The organism is Anaerofilum hominis, assembly GCF_014287275.1.
In the GTDB taxonomy this organism is placed as follows: domain Bacteria; phylum Bacillota; class Clostridia; order Oscillospirales; family Ruminococcaceae; genus Pygmaiobacter; species Pygmaiobacter hominis.
This window is the reverse complement of sequence record NZ_JACONZ010000005.1, coordinates 26,390-51,934: the sequence shown is the minus strand read 5'-3', so window position 1 is coordinate 51,934 and position 25,545 is coordinate 26,390. Positions and strand designations below refer to the sequence as shown.

The following is a 25,545-nucleotide window of genomic DNA, read 5'->3' as shown; positions in this document are numbered from 1 at the left end:
TCAAATGCACCATTCAAGGATGGCTTGCCCAAAAATGGCGGTATAGCTCAGTTGGCTAGAGCATTCGGTTCATACCCGAAGTGTCGTAGGTTCGAGTCCCACTACCGCTACCAGCACAAAGTTTAGGTAAACCAGTAGGGTACCGCTTGCAGCAGCGGGTGGTGTGAGGCTTTACGATTTTACCTAAGCTTTGCACGGCCCGATGGTCAAGCGGTCAAGACACCACCCTTTCACGGTGGTATCCCGGGTTCGATTCCCGGTCGGGTCACCAAAAACACCCCGCCTTTTGGCGGGGTGCTTTTTTGTGCCCACCGGGATGAGAAGCCGGGAAAAGCGGAAGAGCAGGCGAGGGAGAACGGCGCAGCCGTTCTCAGCGGGCCGGCCGGGAAGGCGGAAGCGCAAGAGAAGATCTGCAGCCGGCCCCGGATTCCCGGTCGGGTCACCAAAAACACCCCACCTTTTGGCGGGTGTTTTTTTGTGCCCACCGGGATGAGAAGCCGGGAAAAGTGAAAGAGCAGGCAGGGGAGAACGGCGCAGCCGTTCGCTTGGGCCGCGGCAATGCCTTTGTTCTATGAAGAGACATAAAAAGCGGGTATTGGACAAATGCGGATTTCCGGCTACAATGAAGAAAGAGATCCCCGCCGCGCCCGGCAGTTTCAAACGGACAGAAAAAGACAGCGCAGCAACCAGCGCACCTTTTTGCCCGCAGAGCCGCGCCCGACACGGCGGAGGGGATAAGATAAAAATAAAAAACAGTGCAAGACCAGGGAGGTTACAATCAATGGCGCTCATCCAGGTGAACTTTGTCTCCAACGCATTAAAGCGGACCGTGCCGCTGCAGGTGATCCTGCCTGTGGACAAGGGGGACGGCAGCGGTTTTGTCAACGGCCCGGAGCAGAGATACCCCACCCTTTATCTGCTGCACGGCCTGTTCGGCAATTATACCGATTGGGTCAGCAATACCCGCGTCCAGATGTGGGCGGAAGAAAAGAATCTGGCGGTGGTCATGCCCAGCGGGGACAATTCCTTTTATGTGGATCAGCTGGGGCCCAACAATGACTACGGGGCCTTTATCGGCGAAGAACTGGTAGAGCTGACCCGCAGGATGTTCCCGCTCTCCCGCAGACGCGAGCAGACGTTTATCGGGGGCCTGTCCATGGGCGGCTTCGGTGCGCTGCGCAACGGGCTGAAATATGCCGAGACCTTTGGCGGCATCGCGGCGCTGTCCAGCGCGCTGCATCTGTTTGAATTTGCGCCCGGAGACCCCCGGCGGGAGATGCTGATGCGCGAAGACGCCTGCCTGGGCGATTGGCAGCAGGCCGCAGCTTCGGACAAAAACCCGGCTGTGGCACTGGAAGAACTGACGCTGCGGGTAAAGGCAAAGAAAGCCGAATTTCCGCGCATCTATATGGCCTGTGGCACGGAGGACGGACTGCTGCAGGCGAACCGCTCGTTCCGCGACAAGCTGCTGGCGGCGGGCGCACCGCTGACCTACCGGGAGGCGCCGGGCATCCATGACTGGAACTTCTGGGATGCCCAGCTGCCGCAGGTACTCAGCTGGCTGCCGCTGGAGACGTCCGCTGCGGGCCTGAACAGCGGCAATGTACATGTAGAGAAAAAATAATGCCCAAACGCGATGAGCTTCGGCCGTCGCCGCGAAAAATGTAAAAAGCGCACAGAAAAATACAAATTGTATTTTTCTGTGCGCTTTCAGTTTTGGACGCCTGGGTGAAAAGAGGATCTCCCGGCCCTGCCGAGCGGAGAAAGGGCTTTCAGACTCCCCGGGCATCAGGCAAAGCAGAGAGCGGCTGCTGGCCTTATCGCAGCAGGGCGGTTTTACTTTGCGCCGAAAACGCCTGCCTGCGGGCTGCAGAGCAGCCAATAGGGCAGAAAGGATATATAAGGCCGCCTTGAGCGCCGCCTCCCGAGGCGTGCCCTTGCAGAAAGTTTGTACTCTGTCTGGTAACACTGGGACAGGAAAAGGGATTTCAGACATCCCAGGCCTCAGGCAAAGCAGAAAACAACTGTTGACCTTACCCTCTCAGCAGAAAGCTTTGCTTTGGGTTGGAAGCACCCGTCTGCAAGTTGAGGGACAGGTAATGAGGCAGAAAGAAGATGAGTAGGGCCACTTTGAGAATCGTCTGCTGTGGCATGCCCTTGCAGAACGTTTGAGCTCTTCCTCGGCGACACTGGGATAGAAAGGGCTTTCAGACACCCCGGGTATCAGGCAAAGCGGAAAACAGTTGCTGGCCTTACTGCAGCAGGGCGGTTTTACTTTGCGTCAAAAGCGCCTGCGTGCGGGCTGCGGGGCAGCCAATAGGGCAGAAAGGGAGATGTGTAAGTCCGCTTTGAGCGACGTCTGCCGCAGCGCGCCCTTGCAGAAAGTTTGCGCTCATCCCCGGCGACGTCACAGCTGGATCTGTCCTGCCCTGGAAAGCTTGCTGTTTTTAAGACGGCCTGCAGAGCAAACAGCCTCCTCAGGGCAGCGCCTTGAAGCGCTGTCCCGAAGAGGCTGTTCTGGTTGTACAAAAAAGCAACTGTGAGAGCGGCGGCCTGGAAAACACATATCCCGCCCGCGTTTTCCGGCAGCCGCCCGCTTTTGATCGCCTTGAAAAGCCCACAGAGGAAAGAGCCGGAGCGCGGATAGACCGACGCAGCGCTGTCATCCGCTGACAGGAGCCGGCGGGAAGAAAGGCGCGCGCTTTTTAAAGAAAAGCGCGCGCCTGACCTCCTGTGTGCAGCGGGCCTGCGGCAATATCCCGGGGCCCGCGGCAGGAAGTCGCAGGACCTGTTTTCGAAACCGCGCAAAAGCGGCTCAGCTTTTCTGCTGTACGGCGGTGACGCCGAAAGCAAGGGCCTCAAATTTTTCTGCTGCAAGCGGGGGAGAGTAATAAAAGCCCTGGATGTAGTCGCAGCCGATCTCGCGCAAAAACTCGACCTGGCTGCGCTGCTCCACCCCCTCGGCCACAGTGGTGACCCCCAGCTTTTGGGCCATGAGCACCATGGATTCGATCACGGCCCGGGCGCGCGGCTCCTCAAAACCGTTGACGAAAAAGCTGCGGTCCAGCTTGAGGCAGTCGATCTCCAGCTCTTTCAGCGCGCCCAGAGAAGAAAATCCAAAGCCGAAATCGTCCAAAGAGCAGGAGAAGCCCGCGCGGTGGATCTCGCCCAGCAGATCGTGCATCTGCCGGAACTCCGCCAGCGAAAACATCACCGACTCGGTCAGTTCCAGTTCGATCAGGCCGGCAGGCACATGATAGCGGTCGGCAATGGCCTTGTATTCAGAGAGAAAGTCAGGGTTTTTCAGGTGCCGGCGGGAGAGATTCACCGAGATGGGGACAGGTGAAAATCCCTGCGAGATCCACTGGGACAGGCTGCGGCAGACCTCTTCAAAGACAAAAAGGTCCACGCGGCAGATCAGGTCGCTGCTCTCGCACAGGGGGATGAAAAGCCCCGGGCTGATGAAGCCGCGCGCGGGATGCTGCCAGCGCACGAGGGCTTCGGCGCCGCCGATCTCCTCGCTTTGGGGAGAAAATTTGGGCTGAAAATAGACCACGAACTCGCCGCGGGAAAGCGCGGGCTCCAGCTCTGCCAGAAGCTCGTGCTCCTCCCGCAGGCGGACGCCCATCTCATCGGTGTAAAACGCGCAGCCGCGCTCGTCGTCCCCGCCCATCTTGCGGGCCAGATCGGCCCGGTTTTCCGCCAGGGCCACATCCACCTGTCCTGCAGGCAGGGCATAGATGCCGACCCTGGACCGCAGCGCGCCGCCGGCGCCGCCCAGCGGAGCGAGCAGCGCGGTCATCTGTTCCAGACGGTGCAGGGCCAGCGGGCGGTCGGCCCCCAGAAGCAGCAGGTAAAAAGTATCCGCTTCCCCGCGGGCCACCCGCTCGCCGGGCAGGGTGAGCTCCTGACGCAGCAGGCGGTAGACCTCTTTGAGGACGCTGTTCCCGTAGGCGCGGCCGCCCTGTTCGTTGAGCAGGCTGAAGTTGCGCAGGTTGAGGGAGACCAGAAAAAACGCCGGCTGCGCGGTGCGGGCCAGAAGCGCCTCCACCTCCATCAAAAAGCGGATATTGCTCTCGCCGCCGGTGATGGGGTCCAAAAAGGCCGTTTTTTCCAGGCGGGTGCGGTAGCGGCTTTGGATCCAGATGATGACGATGAGGGCGGCGGTGAATGCAGCCGCAAGGCCCAGGATGAGAAAAAGGGTGCGGGAGACCAGGGCGTTCAGTTCCGCGGAGAGGATGTTGTCGGGGATCATCGTCAAAAGGAACCAATCGCCGGTGGAGAGGGGGAAGTAATCCAGCAGAATGACCTCTCCGCTGGCCGTGGGCATGGATACGCTGCCGCCGCGCCCTGCGGCGAGGTCCTCCTGCATGGTCATGGCCCAGTCATCCGTGGGGGAATACGAGGTGTCTGCGATCAGGGCGGAAAACGGCTTGCGCACAGGGGTCACCACGATGGTCCCGGTGTTGTCCACAAGACAGGAGCTGCCCGCGCCGTTGAAAGCGTCGTTGGTGATGAGCTGCTGCATTTTTTCCATGGATTTGGCCCCCAGCAGCACGCGGGCGCTTTCGCCCCCCTCGGGGATGGGCACCATATAGAGGATCTGGTCCTCCCAGGAGCCGACGGTGGACTTTCCCTCCAGGGCGTCGGCCAGCGGGGCGTAATCGCGGAAATCCTGTGTGCCGCTGTACAAAAAGTGGGCGAAGCCGTCCGCGTCCACCAGCGCCAGTTCAGAAAAATCGCCGATCTGGGCTTTGCGCAGCAAAAATTCCTGCCGGTCTTCCGGGTCGATGCGGCGGACGCTGTCCGCGACAAGATCCATTGCCTGCATGACGCTTTCCAGGCGCGTGTTGACCGTCTGGGCCGAGCTGTTGGTCACGTCCCTCAGATAGCTTTGGGTGCTTCGCTCGGCGGCCCGGAGCAGGCCGGTGCCGTTCCACAGGATCACAGAGGCGAGAAGAACGAGAAAAAGAAAAGCAGCCCCCGGCAGCAGCGCTGTGACTCGCTTGGGACGCCGGGGAGAAGGCTGAGACATAAAAAGGACTCCTTTCCAAAAGGTGGAAGATCAGAGAAAAATGCAACAGACGGCCGCGCAGCGGCCGCTTTTATCAAATCCAAAAGTGCGGGGATCCGTTTCCTTATGGCGCGGACCGCGCCGCAGGCGCCCTCTCTGCGGACAGCGGTCAAAAGACGGGCCTTTTTTAAACAGGGCGGAAAGCGTCCCGGTGCAGCGGCGCCGCCGGACGCGGGGCGATGTGTCCCCGTCCGGGGCCCGCAAGAGTACAGACTGTTTTGCGCGTTGCCCGCAGCGGGCGATCCCTCCCCGGAACCCGGCCGGCCCCGGGACCGCAGCGCTCCAAGGCCGCTTGAATGACTTTGACGCGCCGGGGCACCGAACGCAGCCGTCTCAGCCAGGACGGCGGGGAGGGCGCGGGGCGGGGAGAGAGAACGGGCCGCCGGCCTGTCCCCCCCGCGCGGCGTGAGTGGGTTGAAAAAACAGGCCGCAGCGCCGCGGAGAGCGGTCCGCCGGAAAATTTGGGAACCGGGAAGTTCTGCTTTTTCTCCGCGCCGATGCACGTATGAATAAAAAAGGGGACACTATAGTTTGATTATAGAGGAAAGAAAAAAAGCTCACAAGATGCTATCTGTATACGTTTCCATATAGCTAAGACCGATTTTTCATGGTAAACTAAGGATAAAAGAGAAACTTCCGCCAACGGGCCCTCTGGGGAGGCGGGCATCCGCGCGGCGGCAAAGGACCGGCGCTGTTACAGGACCCGCCCGGATACCAGAAAAGCCGCCGCTCCTATTCCGAGGCAAACGGCTTTGGATGCGCCGGGGGCGCCTGGACAGACCATGCGGCGGGGCGCGGCGGCGGCATCGCTGCGCCCCGGTGGCCGCCGCCCCTGCCGGGGCCGGAAACGGGAGGACTGCAGCAGTTTGGCCGGGGGCGGCAGGGAGCAGAGAAACGGGGAAGAGAAATGATCGAAAAGATGACGCTGTCGGATTATCTCTACCAGGAGCTGACCGCGCAGATCCGCGCCGGGCGGCTGAAATACGGGCAGAGCCTGCCCACTGCCCGCAGGCTGTGCGGGCGGTATCAGGTGGGGATCCGCACCGTGCGGGACGTGATGGCGCGCATGCGGCGGGAGGGGTATATCCAGACCCGGGAGCGCCGTGCGCCGGCAGTTATTTACCAGGAAAAGGCGCAGGCCGAAAATGAACAGCAGGCCGTCTGCGCGCTGCTCTCCCGCCGGGAGTCCATCCTGCAGGTCTATGAGACCCTTGGGACCGTGATGCCCGACCTGTTCTGGGCGGGCGCGCGCCGCTGCGGGGAAGAGGAGTTCCGCGCGCTGGAGAGGGTGGCGAAAAGGTCTGCCCACGCGGGGGTGAAAGACAGCTGGAGGCTGTCCTCCGCCGTGCTGCACGGCATCCTGGCGCAGGCCCGCAACCCGCTGATCAGCGACCTGTATTCCAGCCTGGAAATTTATTGTCAGGTGCCGGTGCTGGCGGGACGCGCCGATCCGTTTGCGCGGGTGATCGCTGAAAAGGCCCCGTTTGCCTGGGTGATCGAGCCTTTGCGGCAGGGGGACCGGGCGCAGGCGGAGCTGCGGATCGGGCGGATGTACCGCGGCACCGGCCGGGAGGTGGCCGTCTATCTGGAGGACCTGTCCGCAGCGTTTCCGGCAGTAGGGGAAGATCCGCAGGCCGCCTACCGCTGGAACGCCGCCAAGGGCCGCACCCATCTCTATGCGGAGATCGCGCGGGAACTGATCGATGAGATCGGCCGGGGAAGATGGCCGGACGGAGGCTACCTGTCCTCCGGACAAGCCCTGGCAAAGCGATACGGGGTGTCGCTGTACACCGTGCGGCAGGCCCTGCAGCGGATGGAGGCGCTGGGATTTATCCAGGTGCGCAACGGCAGGGGCGCGCAGGTCACCCTGTCCCGGGTGGGCGGGAACGACCGGGACTATTTTGCCGACCCCGCGCAGAAGCGGGACGCGCTGATCTACCTGCAGGCCCTGCAGCTCACGGCCATGCTGCTGCGCCCGGCCGCAAGAGCCGCTTTCGACAACATGGGGCCGGAGAGCGCGCTGCGGATGGAACAGGAGCTGGCGCGCAATGGGGCGGCGGCCCAGAAAGCCCTTTTGGAGACCGTGGTGGAGGCGCTGCCCTACCGGCCGCTGCAGGGGGTCTTTCAGGAGGTGGGCGGGCTGCTGCTCTGGGGGCAGCATTTTCTTTTCCGGCCCAGCATGGCCGTGCGGCTGCCGGAGCTGAAGCGCAGATGCGCCCAGGCGCTGGAGCGGCTCCGCAGCGGGGACCGGGAGGGCTTTGCGCAGGCGGCGGCAGGCAGCTACGACGCCTCTTTTTGCTGGGTGCGGTCGCTTCTCTGCGCGGCGGGGCTGCGGGAGGCGGAAGAGCTGCGCAGCCTGGAGGAAACGTAAGGCGCAAAGCGCGCAGAAAACGGCGGCGCCCCCCTCAGGGGACGCCGCGGCGGGAACAGGCGGACCTGCCGGCGGGACCAGCAGCGCAGGGAAAAAGCAAGGGGGCCGCATCCCGCGGCCCCCATTTTTGGCGGACTGTCTTACCGGCCCGGCCCGCCGTCAATCCGGCTCCACCGGCGTGATGACGGGCTTGCCGTCCGTGCCCAGCAGCGGGGTCAGGCCGCCGCCGTAACCGATCCCGACATACAGATACTGCACCCCGGTCTCCACATCCTGCCAGATCTCCTGTACTCCCATGATACCCTGGGTATAGATTTTTTTAAAGCGCTTGTCCGCCATATCGCTCACTCCTTTTTCTTTTTCAGCATCCCTGTTGCGGCAAAGCCCATCAGCAGCGGCAAGACCACGCAGGCGCCGATGCCCGCCCCGTTGCCGGTGAACAAAAAGTAAAATACGCCCACCAGACAGATCACCATCACCGCGACGGTGAAAAGCGCCAGGCCGCGGTTGAAGGCCTCGGCCCGGTTGCGGGAGGCGATCAGGGTGTCGATGTCCTGCGGGTGGGAGGCGATGTACTGTGCGCCCGCGTCGGTCAGCTCCGCCTCGTCCCGGAAGCCCCACAGCACGCCGCAGCTGACGGCGCCGGCGTTTTGGGCCGTCTGGACGTCCACGGCGCTGTCCCCTACGTAAAGCACCTGGTCGGGGTGCAGGCCGAACGCGCCGATCACCTGGTTGACCCCGGAGGGGTCGGGCTTGACCAGGCCGCCCTGCTGGCCGGCGACGCTGTCGAACTGGCCGGGGAAATAGTCCTCGATGATGCGGGTGACGAACTCGTGGGGCTTATTGGACACCACCCCCAGCCGCAGGCCCCTGGCTTTCAGGGAGGCGAGCAGCTCGGGGATGCCGGCATAAGGGGCGGTACAGTCCCGCAGATGGGCATCGTAATGCTCGTCAAAAAGGGCGGTGGCCCGCGCCACGACCGCCTCGTCGCCGCGCTGGGCCTCCGGCAGCATCCGCAGCACCATATTGCGGCGGCCGTCGCCGACAAAATGCAAAAACGCATCGGTGGTATGTTCGGGCAGGCCCAGGGTGTGCAGGGCATGGTTGCCGGCGGCCGCCAGGTCCTGAATGGTGTTGAGCAGGGTGCCGTCCAGGTCGAAAACAACAGCTTTGATCATGGGGATCGACTTCTTTCTATGTGGGATCCGCGGCGGCGGGGCCGCCGGGTCAGAGATTGAACTTCAGCGCGCGGGCGCGGTAGAACTCGACCCCGCGCAGACGATAGGTGTGCCGGGACGGCGTGTGAAAGCGCAGGTCGCAGCGCCCGGCAGAGGCGGCCTGGGGCATGCGGGTGATGGTGAGGGAGAGATCGTTGGTGTACAGCGACACCACGTGACGGGTGAGGCCGCGGCAGTAGCAGAGGGTAAAGGTGCGGTTCGCGTTTTTGCAGAACCCCTCTTTAAAAATGCCCTCCAGATTGCACAGGGTGCTGGCCAGCGCCAGGCAGAGCAGCAGCCCCAGCAGCGGGGCCACGGCCGGGACGGTGCGCAGAGAAACGACCAGCAGCGCCGCAAGCAGCAGCGAGAGGGAACCCGGCTTCCACAGATATTGAGGTGGGCTTTTGCGGCGCGGGTCGCACAGCGGCTCCTGAGGCAGGCAGAATTCGGGCAGCAGGCGCTGCAGCACGGGGGCGTTGTCGGCCCCCAGCGCCAAGATGGGAAGATCGTCCCCGCGGAACGCCCCGGCGCTGACGTAGACCGGGCAGCGCCGCAGCAGGCGGGCGGTGGGGGTGATGCGCAGGGCGCTGGCGGTGATGGCGCTCACCAGCACCCGGCGCTCGGTGTGGGTCAGCAGGCCGCCGCGGCAGAGCAGCACCCCGCCCGAGCGGGTGGCGGTGAAGCGGTAGGTGCGCAGCAGGCTGGCCAGCAGCGAGAGGGCCAGAAAGAACAGCAGCACTGCGGCCAGCAGCGAGAGGCCCGCGGGCAGAAAGGCGGCCAGCAGGTGTTCCATCTGGGTGATGCCTCCCAGCGCCAGAGCGCCCACGTCCTGTCCCACCAGCTTGGCGATCCGCCGCACCGCCAGCACCGAAAAGGCGCTGGTGGCCAGGATGTTGGCCGAAAGCAGGACGAAGATCAGCCGGTCCATGCCCACCGGCTCAAAAAAGTTGGCGGCGGCGGTGGCGGGCACCAGCGCCCGGGCCAGCTGCCGGGCCTGGCGGACGGGCAGCACCAGCTCGACCCGGCGCAGGCCGCCGCCCGCCTTGAAGTGGACCCTGACCCGCGCGGCGCCGAAGAGGCGGTACCACAGCGGCCGGCAGACCTCCACGGCGCTGACCATGCAGGCGCGGTAAAGGGCGGGCCGCCGCGCCAAAACGCCCTGGCGCACGGTCAGCACGCCGTCCGCCAGCCCGGCGGAGGAGGCCTGCCAAAGGGTGACCAGAATGCCCGCGCAGGCCAGCAGGATCAGCAGGTCCTGCGTAAAGGCAAGCCAGGCGGCTGCGATGTCGAACGCGAGGACCGCCCGCAGGATGGGGATTACGCAAAGTATTAATCCGTACTTAATATACTTTAAAAAGTGGAACGGATGCAGGCGCACCGGGTTCATGAGGGATCGCCTCCCACCGTCAGGGCCAGCCGCAGCCGCTCGGCGTCCGCAAGCGAAAGCCCGATCAGCAGCAGGGCCGTGCCCGAGGTATAAACCACGACTACCGAGGCGTCCAGCAAACGCCCCAGCGGGGTGGAAAGGCAGACCACCCCGGTGACGCAGCGCAGCGGCAGCCGGCGCAGCACCCGGACAAAAAAGCCGCGGTCCGCCGTCAGCTCGCCGGGGATGACCCGCACCTGATAGTGCAGCCGGTGCAGAAACGGCAGCGCAAAAGAGAGCGCGGCCAGCAAAAGGAAAGCGATGGCGCCCGCCGCAAAAGAGAAAAACAGCCACACGAAAAGACCGACCGCAGCGGACAGCGCCGTCAGCCAGAGGGCCGGAAGCAGTGCGCCCTTTCGTGTGACTGTATAATTCATTCAAAATACTCCTTTTTGTAAAACTCCATTCACCAGACGGCGGAGACGATCTGGCCGTCCTGCAGCGTGGCCAGTACCCCCAGCACCTTGGTGACATAGGTGCTGCGCACCGCGTAAAGGGCGGCGCCGTTGATCTCGATGGCGTGCCGCTTGGGGCCGTAGGGGATAAAGCGGATGACGTCGGTGCGGTAGAAAGAGTCCTGCGCGCCGTCGGGCGCGGGGGAGGAGGCGGGCCCCGCCGGGTCGGTATAGACAAAGGTGACGGTGAGATCGGGCGGGATATTTTGCGCCGGGTCGCCCAGCTTGTATTCCGCCCGCAGCGAGCAGAGCAGGGCGTAAAAGCTGTCGAAAGTATCGGCGGTCAGCGGGGCGCCGTCCAGAGAGACAAAGCCGTTATCCAGCGTGAAGTGATAGCTGGCGCCGCCCCCCTCGATCAGGATCTCCTGCACCTTGTCGGGGTCGGGGGCCATCAGATAGCGGCTCATGAGCGCGTACTCGTCCGCGTCGTCCCAGGTGACCGCCAGCCGTGAAAGACGGTAGATCGCGGGGACCCCCTCGCGCAGCACATAATAGAAATCGCCGCTGAGGCGGCCCAGCCGCAGCCGCACCGTTTGCCCCAGCATCGTAAAGGAGATGCCGTCGCAGGCGTCCTCGTCGGCAAGGCCGTATTCTTTCAGGTCCACCGCGGTGGGGCGCATGGTGACCACGCCGTCGGCTTCCAGGCCTCCCAGGCCGCCGAAATAGGTCTCATAGGCGTCGGGGTCGACATAGGCGGGCCGGCTGCCGGAAAGGCGGTAGCGGTAAGAAAACCCCGCGCCGTCGGTCTCGGGAAGAGCCAGCTTTTCCAGCTGCAGGGAGCGCGCGCCGCTGAAGACGGAAATGCTGCTGGGCAGGGTGTCCTCGTCCACCCCGTCCGGGGTAAGGGAGAGGTCTAGATAGGCGCTGATATCCGCCAGCAGACAGCGGATCGCCTCCCTGCCGATCAGATAGACGGAAGCGGAGTGGTCCACGCGGATGTAGTACTGATCGGTGCCCGCGATCTGGGCGCCCACCTCGATAAAAATGCCGCTGCCGTCGGAGTAGACGGCCCTTGCCTGCGCCAGTGGGTGCTCGAAACCGTAATCGGGCGCCGCGTCCTCATCCGGGGCGGGCGCCGGCCGGTCGGCGGTCAGGCTGGTACACTCCTGCGCCAGCCGCTCGAACGCCGCCTGCGACACCGGCAGGCCGGTAAGCAGATCGCAGGAAAAAATGCCGTCCTCCGCCGTGACCACATAGCGGCCGCCGGCATTGGTGATCTCCGCCGACACAAAGGCGTTCTGCGCCCGGTCGGAAAGGGTCACCGGCTCGGCGGCGGCGCCGTGCGCGGCGGGGGGAAGAAAGAAGAACAGCAACAGGGTGCCTATTCCCAGTACCAGAAAGACCAGCAGGGCCGTAAGGAACTGCTTGTTGATTTTCATGAGAGCCTCCGCAGAAAACGGGATCGCCCCGCATCACTTATCGTACCTTTTATTATACAGAATATGCCGCCGGAAGAAAAGGTCACGAAACGGGAAAAATCGACCCTGCGGCCGGGCAAAGGGGCAAAAAAGGGCCGCGGAGCAGCTGCTCCGCGGTCCGGGCCGGCGGAAAGATCCTGGGCGGGCCCGCAGGCTTTACTGATGCTCCTGCAGGTCCCACTTTTTTGCCAGATCGTGAAATGCGGTGTTCCGTGCCACGCAGACGACCTTGTCCCCGCCCTGCAGCGTGGTATTGCCGCGCGGGATGATGAGCTCCTGTCCGCGGGTGAGAAAGACGATGACCACCTCGTGGGGGATGTCCAGCTCGGCCAGCGTGCGGCCGGCGTATTTGAAATCCTCCGGCAGCAGCACCTCGGTGAGGGCGGCGTCGCCCCCGGCGATGCTGAGCAGGTGATGGATGGCGTCGGTCTCCACCTCGCGCTCGATCAGGTGGGCGATGTTGTCGGTGCTGCTGACCGCGATGTCCACGCCCAGGGCTTTGAGCACCCGCGCGTTTTTGGGGTTGTTGACCCGGGCCACCGTCTTTTTGACGCCGAACACTTTTTTGGCCAACTGGCAGGCGATCAGGTTGCTCTCGTCCCTGCCGGTGACGCCGATCAGGGCCTGACAGCTGCCGATCTTGGCCAGCTCCAGGATCTCCACCAGGGTGCCGTCCCCGTGGACGACCGGGAAGTCCAGGCTGTCAGCCAGCCGGGCGCAGGTGTGCTCGTCGATCTCGATGATGATGGGCTCATGGCCGTGCTCCATGAGGGTCTTGGACAGATAAAAGCCGACCTTGCCGCCGCCCACAACGCAAACGCGCATGCTCACTCCTCCTCTTTCAGCATGGAATTCAGCAGGGAATCCACCGTGAGGGTGGTGGGACAGATGGTCTGGATATCCATCCGGTCGGAAAAGACCTCCTGCCGGGCGGGGTCGTAGATGCGGGCGGTGACGTTGCGCACGCCGAAGATCTTGGTGGCGACCTCCGCGACCATGATGTTGGTGTTGTCGTTGGGGGTGACCGCCACCACCGCGTCGCAGCTCTCGATCCCGGCCGAGCGCAGCACGTCCACGTCGATGGGCTCGCCGCAGACGCACAGGCCGCCGAAGCCGGCAAGGCGCACGTTGTCCGACGCGTCCAGGGCGGAAGCGCTTTTGTCCACGATGGAGATATCGTGTCCAAGATTTTCCAGGACCCGCGCCAGGTAAGAACCCACCTTACCGCAGCCCACAATCAGGATATTCAAAACAATTTCACCTCAGAATGTGATATAATCGCAGCGCCGAAAGACGGCGGTCCCGCGGGCCCCGCAGGACCGCTGTCGGCAGAGCACCCCCATTATAGCCCACCCCGCCCCAAATGGCAATGAGGGGCTGCAAAAACCGGCGCATTTTAATACCATCTTAATATCGGCCCGGCGCGGGCTGCCCGCCGGGCGGAAACAGCCGCCTGGGGCGGCGCGCGGCGCAAAGGCAGCCGCCCGTTTTGGCACAAAAGCCGCCGCAGCGCTTGCAAAAATCAAAATTTATGGTATGATAATAAATGCACTGCAGGTGCAGGCTTTTATTATGCGTCCGTAGCTCAGTTGGATAGAGCGTTCGGCTCCGACCCGGAAGGCCGCAGGTTCGAATCCTGTCGGGCGCACCAAAAGTACAAGGCAAAAAAATATCCGGCTCAAAAAGCCGGCGTTTTTAAGCCTTATAAGGCCCTCAACTTAGAAAAAGTTGGGGGCCTTTAAATTTTGGAGCTCCGTCTCCCTGCTTTCCCTCCGGCAGAGATTGAGCCCCCAGCCGCCGGAGAGCACGGCAGGGGTGAAAAAAGAAAAACTGAAAGTAAAGCACAAGGGCGGTGCCTGAATGGACCGCCCTTGTGCTTTATCCGGGTGCCGCTAACGTCAAAGGTTAAGTTAGATCCCGCCGCAAGCGTTTCAAAAACACTTCGGCAATCCCTGTAAACACTTGATACTTTTTCCAGACAAGATACAGTTTCGTTTCCAGCGCAGGCATGAGCGGCCGAAAGCACAGCTCGCTGTCAGGACCGGTGTTGATCAGCTTGTCAAACGACAGGGCATAGCCCATGCCTTCCCGCACCAGGACCCCGGCGTTATAGGCAAGATTAAAGGTTCCGACGATGTTGAGCCGGTCCACTTTTTCCCCAAACCACTTTGGGAAATCCTCTGTGATGCCCTGCCGGGAGCAGATCAGCGGCAGGTTCAATAGATCCTCCATTTGGACAGCCTCTTTTTTGGCAAGGGGGCTGTCCTTTCGCATCACAAGGCCCCAGCGGTCGCTGTAGGGGACCTCCAGATAATTGTATTTGGACAGGTCCACTTCCTGGGCGAGGACCGCGAAGTCCAGCAGCCCCTTGTCCAGCCGCTCCGACACATCCTCGGTGTTGCCGCTGTACAGGTGAAGCCGGATGCGCGGGTACTGCTCCTGCAGGGATTTGACACACCGGGCCAGGTACTTGACCCCGTCGGACTCGGCGCAGCCGATGCGGATATCCCCGCCGGCGATCTCCCCCAGGGCCTTGAATTCATCAGCGGTCTTGTCCGCCATCTCCAGGATGTCCTCCGCCCGTTTGCGCAGAAGCATCCCCTCGTCGGTCAGCTTGACGCTGTAATTGCTGCGCACAAACAGCTTTTTGCCCAGCTCCGCTTCCAGGTCCTTGAGCTGCTTGGATAGGGTGGGCTGTGACACATGGAGGCGTTCCGCCGCCCGGGTGATGCTTCCCTCCCGGGCAATCTCCAGAAAATAGCGCAGGACACGAAGTTCCATATAGATACCTCCTTTGACTATAATAACAGAGACAGTTATTCTTTTCAAGAATAATTAGATATAGAAAACAAATATTTGATATTTCTGGATGGTGGCCTTATACTCAGGACAGCGGGAGGTGGTACCATGGCGGAAGCGTTAGACATCCAAGGCATCCTCTATCAGAATCTGATGGACGCGGGCTGCGGCCGGGAGACAGTCCAGCAGTGTATTGCTCTATCCCAAAACGGGAAAACGTCCGAACTGCTCCGGCTGCTCGCCGGTCATCGGAAAGCCCTGCTGGATGCGGTCCACCGAAATCAAAAACAGATAGACTGCCTGGACTACCTTGTCTATCAAACAGAAAAAGAACAGCGTCAGGAGGAATCTCAATGATCCAATTTGATTTTCACAACCCCACTCATCTGATCTTCGGCAGCGGCAGCATCGCCGCGCTGAGCCAGCAAACGCTGCCGGGTAAAAAGGCGCTGCTGCTGCTGTCCGGCGGCAAGTCCGCCCAGGTCAGCGGCGCCTATGGCAAGGTGACCGCCCAACTCAGGGAGGCGGGCGTGGCGTGGGCCGAGTTCGCAAAAATCATGGAGAACCCCCTCAAGAGCATCGTTATGGAGGGGGCGGCCTTTGCCAGGGACAACGGCTGCGACTTCATCCTGGCCGTGGGCGGCGGCGCAGTGCTGGACGCCTCCGTCGCCATCTCCGCCATGGCCGCCAACCCCGGCGACCTGTGGGACTATGTGCAGGGCGGCACCGGCAAGGGGCTGCCCCTGGCAAATCCTGGCCTGCCCATCGTCACCGTCACCCTCACCGCCGGAACTGGCTCAGAGATCAACTTCTGGGGCGTTATCTCTAACCCGGACACCCGCGAGAAGATCGGCTTCGGCGGGCACCCCTCTCTGACCCCGGTGCTGGCGGTGGTGGACCCGGAGCTGATGCGCACTGTGCCGCCTAAGTATACCGCTTATCAGGGCTTCGACGCCCTGTTCCACAATACAGAGGTCATGATGAGCAAGGGCGTCAATCTCCTGAGCGAGACGCTGGCCCTCTCCGCCATCGGGCACATCGCCCAATATCTGCCCCGGGCGGTCAAGGACGGAAACGATCTGGAGGCCCGGGAGCATGTGGCCTACGGCAGCACCCTGGCGGGGATGACCATGCAGCTCACCAGCACCACCGCCTAGCACTCCATGGAACACGCCATGAGCGCCTATCACCACGAGCTGCCGCACGGCGCGGGCCTTATCATGATCTCCAGGGCGTTTGCCCAGTTCTTCATCGAGCGCCGCGCCTGCGACGGACAATTTGTCAAAATGGCGCGGGTTATGGGTATTCCCACCGCCGACAGGCCGGAGGACTTCATCACCGCCCTGACGAAACTGCAGCAGGATTGTGGCGTGGCCGATCTGAAGATGAGTGACTACGGCTTTGTGCCGGAGGAAGCCATGACCTTGGCCAAGGGGGCCCGCTCCATGCAGGGCGGCCTGTTCGCCGCCAACCCCTGCGAGATGACCGACAAGGACTGCGCGGAGATTTTCCGCAAGTCCTACCGCTGATGAGGAGATCCTGCAATGAAGCCTGATGACCAGATCACGACCGGACTCAAAGACCCGGGAGTCATGCGCGCCGCCAGCCAGCGGGCGCTCCGCCTGACCATGGAACTGAACGGAGCTTACCACACCCCAGAGCGGGTGCGGGAGCTGTTCTTTCAGCTCATCGACCAGCCGGTGGATGAGACCTTTTGCCTATTCCCGCCCTTCTACACCGACTACGGCCAGAACATCACGGTGGGCAAAAACGTCTTCATCAACACCGGCTGCCGATTCCAGGACCAGGGCGGCATCGTCCTGGGGGACGGCGCTCTCATCGGCCACAACGTGGTGCTGGCCACCCTCAACCACGATGAGGACCCGGCCAAGCGCCACATCCTCCACCCGGGTCCCATCGTTCTGGGTAAAAATGTCTGGATCGGGGCCAATGCCGCCGTGGTCCCCGGGGTCACCATCGGGGACGGAGCCATCGTGGCCGCAGGGGCGGTAGTAACGAAGGACGTGCCGCCGAACGTGGTGGTGGGCGGCGTACCCGCCCGGGTCCTCAAACGAATCGAAACGGAGGCAGCAGAATGAAAAAGAGAATTCTGGCCCTGTCCACCAGCCCCCGGCGGGGCGGAAACTCAGAGCTTCTGGCCGATGCTTTCCTGGCAGGAGCGGCAAAGGCGGGGCATGAGACGGAAAAAATCTGCTTGTATGATAAGAACATCGAGTTTTGCCGGGGATGCCTGGCCTGCCAAACAACAAAACGCTGCGTCATCCATGACAATATGGGGGACATTCTGGAGAAGATACGCCGTGCCGACGTGCTGGTCTTCGCCACCCCCATCTACTTCTATGAAATGAGCGGCCAGATGAAGACCCTGCTCGACCGCACCAATCCCTTGTTCCCGGCGGAGTACGCCTTCCGGAATATTTACCTGCTGGCGACGGCGGCGGATGAGGATGAGGGCGCTATGGACGGTGCGGTAAAGGGGTTGGAGGGCTGGATCTCCTGCTTTGAGCGGGCCCACCTCTCCGGTGTGGTACGGGGCACGGGCGCGGACGCGCCCGGCGCGATCCAAGCCCGTCCCGATCTTTTGGAGCAGGCAGCCCAGATGGGACGGAGCTTAGGAACGGGAGGCGGCTCATGAGAAGACGATTTTTGTCCCTGGCGCTGGCACTCTGCACGCTGACTCTGCTGACACTGTCGGCCTGCACGGCGGAAAATCGATTCGAATCCTCCACCGCTTTGGAGGACGGCTATTCTTCCAGCATTGCAGAGGCATCTGCAGACGCCGCCAATGAAACTCCGCACGGGAATGCGCTCCAAATCTCGGTGGGTGGTAAGGACTTTACTGCCGTATTGGAGGAGAACGCCGCCGTCCGCGCGCTGGCGGCGCGGCTGCCTCTCACTGTGACCATGGAGGAGCTGAACGGCAACGAAAAATATTACGATCTCCCGCAGGACCTCCCCACCGACCCGGAACAGCCGGGAACCATTCAGGCCGGAGACCTGATGCTGTACGGCTCAAACTGCCTGGTACTGTTTTATGAGAGCTTTGACAGCGCTTACGCCTATACCCGGCTGGGGCGGATCGCCGACCCGGCCGGATTGGCCGAGGCTGTGGGAAACGGAACTGCGGAGGTGACCTTCCGAATGCAGACATCAGAAAACATCCCCGATTCCAATGGGGAAAATAAAATGCTGGTGGCCTATTTCTCGGCTACCGGCACCACCCGGCCCCTTGCCGAATACGCGGCCAATTCCCTGGACGCCGACCTCTATGAGATCGTGCCGGAGGTTCTCTATACCGCCGATGATTTAAACTATACCAACGGTTCCAGCCGGGCCAACCGGGAACAGTCCGATCCTTCCGCCCGCCCCACGATTTCAGGGAGTGTGGAGAACATGGGGGATTACAATGTGGTTCTTCTGGGCTACCCTATCTGGCACGGCCAGGCGCCCAAAATCATCTGTACATTTTTAGAGAGCTATGATTTTTCCGGCAAGACCATCGTGCCGTTCTGTACCTCCCACAGCAGCGGCATCGGCTCCAGCGATACCAACCTCCACGCCCTGGCGCCCGGAGCAGACTGGCGCTCCGGCAGGCGGTTCCCCGGCGGAACCAGCCGGGAGACGATCACGGACTGGATCGACGGACTGGAGCTGCCCCGGACGACCGCCGCAACGGGCATCGGGACATTCGACTTCGAGACGAGGACCGTCATGCTCAACAGCGGCTATGCCATGCCCATCAACGGCCTGGGGACTTACTCTCTGACCGGCGAAACCTGTTTTCACTCCGTGTCCGCGGCGCTGGAGCGGGGCGTCCGGCTTATCGATACCGCCTATATGTACCACAACGAGGCGGAGGTTGGGCGCGCAGTGCGGGAGTCCGGCATCCCCAGAGAGGACATTTTCGTCATCACTAAACTCTACCCAAGCCAATTTGCCAATGCGGAAGCGGCTATCGACCAGGCGCTGGAGAGCATGGGACTGGATTACATCGACATGATGCTGCTGCACCATCCGGGCGAGGGCGATGTGGCCGCTTATCAGGCCATGGAGCGGGCGGTGGCTGAGGGAAAGCTCCGCTCTATCGGCCTGTCCAACTGGTATGTGGAGGAGCTGGAGGCATTTCTGCCCCGGGTGGATATCACCCCGGCCCTGGTGCAGAATGAGATACACCCCTACTACCAGGAAAACGACGTGATCCCCTATATCCAAAGCCTGGGCATCGTGGTGCAGGGCTGGTATCCCCTCGGCGGCAGAGGCCACACCGCCGAGCTGCTGGGGGACGAGGTCATCTCCGGCATCGCTGCGGCCCACGGCAAATCCTCCGCTCAGGTCATCCTCCGCTGGAATCTCCAAAAAGGGGTGGTGGTGATCCCGGGCTCCAGCAACCCCGACCATATTCAGGAGAATACGGAGCTCTATGATTTTGAACTGACCGAAGCGGAGATGGCGCGGATCAATGCCCTTGATCGCAATGAAAAACACGATTGGTACTGACGTGCATCCCCATACATCTTTTTGCCGGTCCAGGCCTGTTCCGAGATCGGGGATAAAAAAGGGAGCGGACGGATGGTTCAGAGGCAAATAGCGATTTCGCGCGGCAGCGGCAGCGCAGAACGCCCCATTTGGCGCGGAACCCCGCCTGACGGCGAGGCTTCTTGGCCGGCGGGGTGCTTTTTGCGTCCGGCGCGCGACCGCCCCGCTGGATGAGACCGTGAAGAGGACATCCTCTGCGGAAAGTTTGATTTCATATTGACATTTATCGATATGTTTTGTATCATAATACATAGATGATCATCAATGCGAGGTGAGGATATGAACACGATCGACGTGGCGCTGCTCTGCAGGGCGCTGGGGGATGCCAACCGCCTGCAGATCGTGCAGATGCTGGCGGACGGCGAGAAGTGCGCCTGCAGGCTGCTGGAACACTTTGAGATCACGCAGCCGACCCTTTCCCATCACATGAAAATTCTCTGTGAGTGCGGTTTGGTAAGGATGCGGAAAGAGGGCAAGTGGAGCCATTACTCCTTGAGTGGTGAAACGCTGGCGGCATTCAAGCAGTTTATCGACGGGCTTGCCTGCGCGCCCGGGGGCGGGGGGTGCTGCCGATGATCTGGGATTTTGTTCAAGACCAGGTCCTCGGGATGAAATGGCTGAGTGAGCTGATCGGCAGAGGACTTTCCGCGCTGGGGCTGGACACGGGCAGCCGCATGGGCGGCAGCATCCAGTTTTTTCTTTATGACACGGTGAAGATCACGCTGCTGCTCTGCGGCCTGATCTTTTTTATCAGCTATCTCCAGAGCTACTTCCCGCCGGAGCGGAGCAAAAAGATCCTGGGGCGGTTCCACGGGTTTTGGGCCAACTGTATCGCGGCTTTGCTGGGCACCGTAACGCCGTTTTGCTCCTGCTCATCTATCCCGCTTTTCATCGGCTTTACCAGCGCGGGGCTGCCGCTGGGGGTGACGTTTTCGTTTTTGATCTCCTCCCCCATGGTGGATCTGGGGAGTCTGGTGCTGCTGATGAGCATTTTCGGGTCAAAGGTCGCAATGATCTATGTGGCGATGGGGCTGGTCATCGCGGTGGCGGGCGGCACCGTCATCGAGAAGCTGCAGATGGAACAGTATGTGGAAAATTTTGTTCTCACAGCGGCCCGTGTGGACATGGAAGCGCCTGATCTGACGAAAAAGGACCGGCTGATCTATGCCAAGGAGCAGATGCTCTCTACATTCAAAAAGGTGTTTCCCTATATCCTTGTGGGGGTCGGCATCGGCGCGCTGATCCACAACTGGATCCCCGAGCACTGGGTCGAGAGCGCTTTGGGCAGCGGCAATCCCTTTGGCGTCGTTCTCGCCACGCTGGTGGGCATCCCCATGTACGCCGATATTTTCGGCGCCATTCCCGTCGCGGAGGCCCTGCTTTTTAAGGGGGCGCAGCTGGGCACCATCCTGTCTTTTATGATGGCGGTGACCACGCTGAGCCTGCCCTCTTTGATCATGCTGAAAAAGGCTGTCAAGCCGAAGCTGCTGGGCCTGTTCATCGGCATCTGCGCCGTGGGCATCATTTTGGTGGGATATTTCTTTAATGGGATCCAGGCGTTTATTCTATGATCGGGAAAGGAGCGTTTTACAATGGCTTTGTTTGGAAAGAAAAAACAGGAAAAAACGGCCCCCTGCCGCTGTGGAGGAAGCAGCACCCCCGCATCGGCGGAGAGGGCGGAAACCGCCGGGGCAGGGGGTGCGCGTGTAAAAATACTCGGCTCGGGCTGTGCAAAATGTGATCAGCTGGAAGCCGCCGCCCGCCGGGCCCTTGCCCAGCTCGGCATGGAAGAGGCCGTTGACCATGTGACGGATTTCGCGCAGATCGCCGCTTATGGCGTGATGACCACCCCGGCGCTGGTGGTAGACGGAAAAGTGGCGTCCTGCGGAAAAGTGCTGAAAACGGAGGAAGTGGTGAAGATCTTACAGGAGATGCGGGGCTGACGCGGGGACGGATAGACCAAGAGCCGCTTTCCCGGCCCTTGAGACCACCGCTCTGCCGCCCTTTACTGCAAACGCCGCTGCTGCGGGACAACGATAAAACCGGCGGCCCCCAGGGGCCGCCGGTTTTATCGTTGCTCGCCCCCGCCCGCCGGCGGAGGGCCGCGGCGCAGCGGGCGCGCGCTGGGAGAAGTTTTTTGACCTCTCCGGGAGCCGGCCCGGAGGGGGAACGGGCCTCCCCGCGCAGACCGTCAGCGCCGGGCCCGGTCAAAGGGACGCGTTTTCTTTTTTGCGCACCGGGAGCCAGACCTCAAAGACCGCGTTCGCCGGGTCGGGCGAGAGATAGACCTCGACGTCCGGGGCGTCCGCGTATTCGTAACCCGACGAGGGCAGCCACTCGGTGACCGCGCGCTTTTCCAGGTCGGTGATGGCGCCCGGCATGGGGCCGGTGCCGAAAAAGACTGCCCAGGTGCAGGCGGGCACCGTGTACTCGCAGACGCCGGGCAGGTCCTGCGGCAGGGGCAGGGTGCTGGCCACCGAGATGTAATAGGCCCAGTCGTCGCCGCCGCTGCAGGCGCTCACGCCCAGGATGCCCTTTGGCTCGGTGTCCATGCGGGCGGCCAGCTTTTCCAGCGCCCCGGTGGCGGCGACCCGCTCCCACAGGTGGGGCACTGCCTCAAAATTTTTCTCCAGTTCTTTCTCCAGCGGCTCTTTGAGCCCCACGATGCGGAACGCCTCCCGGCGCACGATACGGTATTCCATAGCGACCTCTCCTTTGATGGTGATCTGAAAGCTGATCCGCGGAAAGGCGCGCAGCGCCGCGTCCCCGCGCCCGGCGGCGGAGGGGGAGACCCCGTGCACGCTCTGGAACGCGCGGTTAAAGGCGGTGGGGGACTCATACCCGTAGCGCAGCGCGGTATCCGTCACGCTGCGCCCCGCCAGCAAGTCCGCTGCGGCCAGGGTCATCCGCCTGCGGCGCAGATATTCTGAGAGCGGGATGCCGGCCAGATAGGAAAACATCCTCTGAAAGTGGTAAGAGGAGCAGCCCGCGGCGCGGGCTGCGGCTTCGAGGTCCGGCTTTCGGTCGAGATGCTCTTCGAGAAGATCCAGGGCGCGATTCCATTGGTCGAGCCATTCCATTGCGCATCAACTCCTTTTTGAACAAAGCGGGGGGTCCCGGCGCGCGCCCGGGGCCTGTCCGTTTTTGTCTGATCTCATTCTATCACTTTCCGGCGGCGGGCGCCTCGCAAAAGCGGAGCGAAAAAAGAGAGAGGCCGCTTTTCTGCGCTGCCGCGGCGGGTGCAGCGCGCAGCGCGCAGACGCCGGAGGGAGGGGGCGGCAGAAAAGCGGGCGGGACGGCTGGCGCGGAAAATTTTTCCCGGGAGGGAATGACTTGTCCGCGCCGTTGTGCTATACTCCTAACGGATCGGATCAAAGGCGAAAACAGCGCTGCGCCGGGGAGGGCCCTTTTATCCCGGCCGGGCGAAAGCGCCGGGCGCGCCCGCCTTTGGGCCGCCGGCGAGGGAGAAGCGGAGGCATCGATATGGGCGGACAAAGGACCGGCGCGGCGGGCGTCAATATCACGGAGGGGGTCATCTGGCGGCAGCTGCTCGCCTTTTTCTTTCCCATCCTGTTCGGGACCTTTTTTCAGCAGCTGTACAATACGGCGGACGCCATGATCGTGGGGCAGTTTGTGGGAAAGCAGGCCCTGGCGGCTGTGGGCGGGGCCACCGGGACCCTGATCAATTTTATCGTCAACCTGTTTGTGGGGCTTTCCTCCGGCACGACGGTGCTTGTGGCCCAGCTCTACGGGGCGGGGCGGCATAAAGAGGTGGGGCAGGCGGTGCACACCTCGCTGGCGCTGGCGCTGTCGGCGGGGCTGGGCCTGACGGTGCTGTCCCTGCTGGCGGCGCGGCCCGCGCTGCTGGCCATGGGGACCCCGGCGGACGTGCTGCCCTATGCCATGACCTATCTGCGCACCATCCTGCTGGGGGTCGTGCCCTCGTTTCTCTACAATATGGGTTCCGGCGTGCTGCGGGCGGTGGGGGACACCAAACGGCCGCTTTACTTTTTGATCGCCGCCTGTCTGACCAATATCCTGCTGGACCTGATCCTGGTGGCGGGCATGGGGCTGGGGGTGTTTGGGGCGGCGCTGGCGACGATCCTGTCACAGGCTCTCAGCGCCGTGCTGACGCTGCTCTCCCTCTCCAAAACCGCGGCCTGCTATCGGTTTGAACCGGCCCGGCTGCGGTTTACCAAGAGCATGCTGGCCGGGGTGCTGCGGGTGGGGGTGCCCGCAGGGCTGCAGTCCAACATGTACTCCATCTCCAACATCATCATCCAGACCTGCATCAACTCCTTTGGGACCGACACCATGGCGGCCTGGACCGCGCACGGCAAGGTGGACGGCTTTTTCTGGATGATCATGGGCGCTTACGGCATTGCCATCACGACCTTTGCGGGCCAGAATTTCGGCGCGCGGCGATACGACCGGGTCAAAAAAAGCGTGAGGATCTGCCTGGGAATGTCCGCGGGCACGGCCGTGGTCATCAGCGCCGCCTACTGCCTGTTTGCGCTGCCGCTGCTGCGCATCTTCAGCGGCGATGCGGCGGTGCTGCAGGTCGGGCGGCAGATCGTCTATACCGTGGTGCCGTTCAACATCACCTATGTGTGCATCGAGATCTTGGCCGGGGCCATCCGCGGCTGCGGGGAGGCGCTGCCGCCCATGCTGCTGGTGGCGGGCGGCGTCTGCCTGCTGCGGCTGGTGTGGATCTTCTCGGTCCTGCCTTTCCGGCGGGAACTCTCCACCGTGCTCATCAGCTATCCTCTGAGCTGGGCGGCCACCAGCGTGCTGTTTGTCGCCTATTACCTGCGCGGGGGCTGGCTGAAACGCTGCATTCGAAAATCAGGGGGCGTGAAAGAAGCGGGCGGCGGGGAAACGCAGTGAAAAAAAGCGGCCCGCCGGGCGGCGGAAAGTCTTTTGTCCTGGAATGGAAAGACCGGCGGGCAAGCGCCCCGCCGGTCTTTTTTGCTGTAAGAGCGGGTCTCACCGGGCCCGCGGCCGCGCGCTGGAAAGCGGGCGGAACGCGGAAAAGCGCCGCGTCCCCGGGATAGACGCCGCCGGGGGGAGCCGAGAAAAGGCGGACGCGCCGTCCGCTTTCTTCCACAGGGCGCCGCGCCTGGCTCCCGCCGTGGGTCGGGAGCGCCGCTTCGGCGGGCGGCTTTTTCTGCCGGTTTTGGCGCGGGCGGGCCGCCGGACAGACCGCCCCGCGGGAGAATACAAAAATAAATTCTCCAAAAAATACAAAGAGTAAACAATTTATCTGAACAGCTGTGCGGGCAGCGGGATATCCCGCGTCGGGACCTTGTCCCAGGAAAAAAGCGGAAGAAGCTGCTCGGGAGAAGCGGGCTGCGGCCTGTCCAGCAGGCCCGCGGCAAACGCGAGGCGGCCGGTGATGTCGGCGGCGGACAGGCCCTGCGCCCGCAGGGCGTCCAGACCCAGATCGGCGTCTCTTTTTGACAGGCGGCGGCCGTCCGGCGCAAGCAGCAGCGGGGCGTGGCAGAAAGCCGGGGGCCGGGCGCCCAGCAGCCGGTACAGATAGATCTGGCGCGGCGCAGAGGCCAGCAGGTCCCTGCCGCGCACCACCTCGGTCACCCCCATGGCGGCGTCGTCGGCCACGACCGCCAGCTGATAGGCAAAGACGCCGTCCGACCGGCGGAGGATAAAGTCGCCGCAATCGCGCGCCAGATTTTGAGAGAAAGGGCCGTAGTGGCCGTCGATGAGGCCGACGGTCTCGTCCGGCACTTTCAGCCGCAGCGCGGGAGAACGGGCGAGGGCCCGCCGGCGCACCTCAGCGGCGGAGAGGCCGCGGCAGCGCCCTGTGTAGATGGGTTCGCCGTCGGCGGCATGAGGGGCCTGAGCGGCGTGGAGCTGGGCGCGGCTGCAGAAACAGGGGTAGACCAGACCCTGCGCCTCCAGGGCGGCAAGGCACTGTTCATACAGCGGCGAGCGGTCGCTCTGATAATAGGACGCGTGGGGGCCGCCGCCGCTGCCGCCCTCGTCCCAGAAGAGGCCGAGGAATTCGAGATCCCGCTCCAGCTGATCGGCAAAAGCGCGGGTCGTGCGCGCGCGGTCCAGGTCTTCGATGCGCAGCACCACTCTGCCGCCCCGGCTTTTGACCGAGAGCCAGGCCAGCAGGGAGCAGAAAAGATTGCCCAGATGCAGCCGTCCGCTGGGGCTGGGGGCAAACCGCCCCACCACTTTTTCTTCCATCCGGGCACCTCCGTT

General features: G+C 62.7%; 21 protein-coding genes, 3 tRNA genes and 1 pseudogene. 14 read left to right on the top strand and 11 right to left on the bottom strand.

Annotated elements, in window-relative coordinates; all coding sequences use genetic code 11:
* Positions 1–36 precede the first annotated feature (36 nt).
* From H8S23_RS12420 to H8S23_RS12410, 3 genes are all read left to right on the top strand, one after another.
* A tRNA-Met gene (locus tag H8S23_RS12420) sits at positions 37–113 on the top strand.
* An 83-nt stretch (positions 114–196) separates the two neighbouring features.
* Positions 197–271: transfer RNA gene (locus H8S23_RS12415), tRNA-Glu, on the top strand.
* A gap of 510 nt (positions 272–781) precedes the next feature.
* The gene (locus H8S23_RS12410; protein WP_186888673.1) at positions 782–1,624 is read left to right on the top strand and encodes an alpha/beta hydrolase; all 843 of its coding nucleotides are present in this window, start codon (positions 782–784) and stop codon (positions 1,622–1,624) included.
* Positions 1,625–2,815: 1,191 nt separating this feature from the next.
* Here the strand turns inward: H8S23_RS12410 and H8S23_RS12405 are convergent.
* Complete coding sequence (locus H8S23_RS12405) at positions 2,816–5,035, bottom strand: putative bifunctional diguanylate cyclase/phosphodiesterase (protein WP_186888672.1); 2,220 nt, start codon at positions 5,033–5,035, stop codon at positions 2,816–2,818.
* 946 nt (positions 5,036–5,981) lie between these two features.
* Here H8S23_RS12405 and H8S23_RS12400 point away from each other — a divergent pair.
* Positions 5,982–7,445: a GntR family transcriptional regulator gene (locus H8S23_RS12400; RefSeq protein ID WP_186888671.1), complete on the top strand. Its 1,464-nt coding sequence runs from the start codon at positions 5,982–5,984 to the stop codon at positions 7,443–7,445.
* A gap of 159 nt (positions 7,446–7,604) precedes the next feature.
* Here the strand turns inward: H8S23_RS12400 and H8S23_RS12395 are convergent, their stop codons facing one another.
* The 7 genes from H8S23_RS12395 to H8S23_RS12365 form a co-directional block, all read right to left on the bottom strand.
* Positions 7,605–7,784, bottom strand: a complete 180-nt coding sequence (locus tag H8S23_RS12395) for a DUF6440 family protein (RefSeq protein WP_186888670.1) — start codon at positions 7,782–7,784, stop codon at positions 7,605–7,607.
* Positions 7,785–7,789: 5 nt separating this feature from the next.
* The gene (locus H8S23_RS12390) at positions 7,790–8,623 is read right to left on the bottom strand and encodes an HAD family hydrolase (RefSeq protein ID WP_186888669.1); all 834 of its coding nucleotides are present in this window, start codon (positions 8,621–8,623) and stop codon (positions 7,790–7,792) included.
* 49 nt (positions 8,624–8,672) lie between these two features.
* Positions 8,673–10,049 carry a PH domain-containing protein gene (locus H8S23_RS12385; protein ID WP_186888668.1) on the bottom strand — a complete coding sequence of 459 codons (1,377 nt, stop codon included), beginning with the start codon at positions 10,047–10,049 and terminating at the stop codon, positions 8,673–8,675.
* Entirely contained in the window at positions 10,046–10,465 is a 420-nt protein-coding gene (locus H8S23_RS12380; protein WP_186888667.1) for a PH domain-containing protein, read from the bottom strand. Before H8S23_RS12380 ends, H8S23_RS12385 begins: the two co-directional genes overlap by 4 nt.
* Positions 10,466–10,494: 29 nt before the next feature.
* The gene (locus H8S23_RS12375; RefSeq protein WP_186888666.1) at positions 10,495–11,922 is read right to left on the bottom strand and encodes a DUF4340 domain-containing protein; all 1,428 of its coding nucleotides are present in this window, start codon (positions 11,920–11,922) and stop codon (positions 10,495–10,497) included.
* A gap of 195 nt (positions 11,923–12,117) precedes the next feature.
* The gene (locus H8S23_RS12370; RefSeq protein ID WP_186888665.1) at positions 12,118–12,786 is read right to left on the bottom strand and encodes a potassium channel family protein; all 669 of its coding nucleotides are present in this window, start codon (positions 12,784–12,786) and stop codon (positions 12,118–12,120) included.
* Positions 12,787–12,788: 2 nt separating this feature from the next.
* A complete protein-coding gene (locus H8S23_RS12365) occupies positions 12,789–13,211 on the bottom strand; it encodes a potassium channel family protein (RefSeq protein ID WP_186888664.1) in 423 nt (140 codons plus the stop codon).
* A 324-nt stretch (positions 13,212–13,535) separates the two neighbouring features.
* Here H8S23_RS12365 and H8S23_RS12360 point away from each other — a divergent pair.
* Positions 13,536–13,612, top strand: a tRNA-Arg gene (locus tag H8S23_RS12360).
* Positions 13,613–13,866: 254 nt separating this feature from the next.
* Here H8S23_RS12360 and H8S23_RS12355 read toward each other — a convergent pair.
* A complete protein-coding gene (locus H8S23_RS12355; RefSeq protein ID WP_186888663.1) occupies positions 13,867–14,742 on the bottom strand; it encodes a LysR family transcriptional regulator in 876 nt (291 codons plus the stop codon).
* A 126-nt stretch (positions 14,743–14,868) separates the two neighbouring features.
* On the opposite strand from H8S23_RS12355, the gene H8S23_RS12350 reads away from it, so the two are divergent.
* The 8 genes and pseudogenes from H8S23_RS12350 to H8S23_RS12315 all read left to right on the top strand — a co-directional run bounded on the left by H8S23_RS12350 (position 14,869) and on the right by H8S23_RS12315 (position 21,260).
* A complete protein-coding gene (locus tag H8S23_RS12350) occupies positions 14,869–15,117 on the top strand; it encodes a hypothetical protein (RefSeq protein WP_186888662.1) in 249 nt (82 codons plus the stop codon).
* Positions 15,114–16,289, top strand: a pseudogene (locus H8S23_RS12345) (iron-containing alcohol dehydrogenase). Before H8S23_RS12350 ends, H8S23_RS12345 begins: the two are co-directional and overlap by 4 nt.
* A 15-nt stretch (positions 16,290–16,304) precedes the next feature.
* The gene (locus H8S23_RS12340; RefSeq protein ID WP_186888661.1) at positions 16,305–16,859 is read left to right on the top strand and encodes a DapH/DapD/GlmU-related protein; all 555 of its coding nucleotides are present in this window, start codon (positions 16,305–16,307) and stop codon (positions 16,857–16,859) included.
* Positions 16,856–17,416, top strand: coding sequence for a flavodoxin family protein (locus tag H8S23_RS12335; RefSeq protein WP_186888660.1), 561 nt, complete (start codon positions 16,856–16,858; stop codon positions 17,414–17,416). The genes H8S23_RS12340 and H8S23_RS12335 overlap by 4 nt, the downstream gene beginning before the upstream one ends.
* Positions 17,413–19,278, top strand: a complete 1,866-nt coding sequence (locus H8S23_RS12330; RefSeq protein ID WP_186888659.1) for a flavodoxin — start codon at positions 17,413–17,415, stop codon at positions 19,276–19,278. Before H8S23_RS12335 ends, H8S23_RS12330 begins: the two co-directional genes overlap by 4 nt.
* Positions 19,279–19,581: 303 nt before the next feature.
* Positions 19,582–19,893: an ArsR/SmtB family transcription factor gene (locus H8S23_RS12325; RefSeq protein ID WP_479771549.1), complete on the top strand. Its 312-nt coding sequence runs from the start codon at positions 19,582–19,584 to the stop codon at positions 19,891–19,893.
* The gene (locus H8S23_RS12320) at positions 19,890–20,888 is read left to right on the top strand and encodes a permease (protein WP_186888658.1); all 999 of its coding nucleotides are present in this window, start codon (positions 19,890–19,892) and stop codon (positions 20,886–20,888) included. Before H8S23_RS12325 ends, H8S23_RS12320 begins: the two co-directional genes overlap by 4 nt.
* Positions 20,889–20,909: 21 nt before the next feature.
* Positions 20,910–21,260, top strand: a complete 351-nt coding sequence (locus H8S23_RS12315; protein ID WP_186888657.1) for a thioredoxin family protein — start codon at positions 20,910–20,912, stop codon at positions 21,258–21,260.
* 264 nt (positions 21,261–21,524) lie between these two features.
* Here the strand turns inward: H8S23_RS12315 and H8S23_RS12310 are convergent, their stop codons facing one another.
* Positions 21,525–22,397 carry an AraC family transcriptional regulator gene (locus tag H8S23_RS12310; RefSeq protein WP_186888656.1) on the bottom strand — a complete coding sequence of 291 codons (873 nt, stop codon included), beginning with the start codon at positions 22,395–22,397 and terminating at the stop codon, positions 21,525–21,527.
* A gap of 403 nt (positions 22,398–22,800) precedes the next feature.
* Between H8S23_RS12310 and H8S23_RS12305 the strand changes: the two genes are divergently transcribed.
* The gene (locus H8S23_RS12305) at positions 22,801–24,204 is read left to right on the top strand and encodes an MATE family efflux transporter (RefSeq protein ID WP_186888655.1); all 1,404 of its coding nucleotides are present in this window, start codon (positions 22,801–22,803) and stop codon (positions 24,202–24,204) included.
* A gap of 372 nt (positions 24,205–24,576) precedes the next feature.
* Here H8S23_RS12305 and gluQRS read toward each other — a convergent pair whose 3' ends face one another.
* Positions 24,577–25,530 carry a tRNA glutamyl-Q(34) synthetase GluQRS gene (gluQRS, locus tag H8S23_RS12300; protein ID WP_186888654.1) on the bottom strand — a complete coding sequence of 318 codons (954 nt, stop codon included), beginning with the start codon at positions 25,528–25,530 and terminating at the stop codon, positions 24,577–24,579.
* Positions 25,531–25,545 lie beyond the last annotated feature (15 nt).